The organism is Clostridium sp. DFI.1.208, from assembly GCF_024463855.1.
Lineage (GTDB): Bacteria > Bacillota_I > Bacilli_A > Erysipelotrichales > Erysipelotrichaceae > Clostridium_AQ.
Genome location: NZ_JANGCA010000164.1, coordinates 1 through 818, shown reverse-complemented (window position 1 = coordinate 818; position 818 = coordinate 1). Strand labels below are relative to the sequence as shown.

Genomic DNA, 818 nt, shown 5'->3' with positions numbered 1-818 from the left:
TGTATTTCTGCTTTGATTGCTCTGTTTTCTTTGTATCCTTTTCCCATCTATCTTTATAGAAGATAAGAGTATCTGTACGATATTCTACACCATCGATCACTATCGCATCATCTACTTCGTCGATGTTGAATACCTTGTTGTGGCCAAGGAGTCTCCAACCTTCAGGATTCGTTGCCCAATCTTTGAGCTTCTTTTTCAATTTCTTTATCGGTTGCGTAACGATATAGGCTCCATGGGCTTTTTTATCATTATATACCTTGTTTTCCCAGCCATTCAATCCAGCATCTGCACAGACGATGAATCGGCTGAACTGAAAGTCCTTTTCGATTTGTTTTTCGAGTTCTCTCAAAGAAAACTGTTCGTTCTTGTTTCCTTCAAACGTCATATCAGCGATAGGCAGACCATTTGCATCCATAAACAGGCCATATTGAACAATGGGATTCGGTCTGTTTTCTTTTGACTTCCCATATTTAAGAAAATCATTTTCTTCCTCGATTTCAAAATAGAAATTCGTACAATCGTAGAAAAGAACACTGTTATTGCGTTCAAACATAGATGAGCTGTTGAGGTATAATTCCTTCTCGATAAAGTAACGCTCATCCGCAAGGACAGGAAGAGAACGATAGACATCTTCCAGCTGATATTGAGGGACATCTAAGAAATGATGTGCATCTTTAAAAGAGGAACGCTTAGAGCCGGGATAAATGATTCTGGTATTGACAAGGTCGCTGACAATAGAAGTCAAGTCAAACTGGAATTTATGACGATCAGTTATCTGCTGACATATATCTTTGATACCTAAAGAGAATAGTATGTTT

General features: G+C 38.1%; 1 pseudogene. It reads right to left on the bottom strand.

Annotated elements, in window-relative coordinates:
* A pseudogene (locus NE665_RS23830) lies at positions 1–818 on the bottom strand (transposase); the annotation flags it as partial.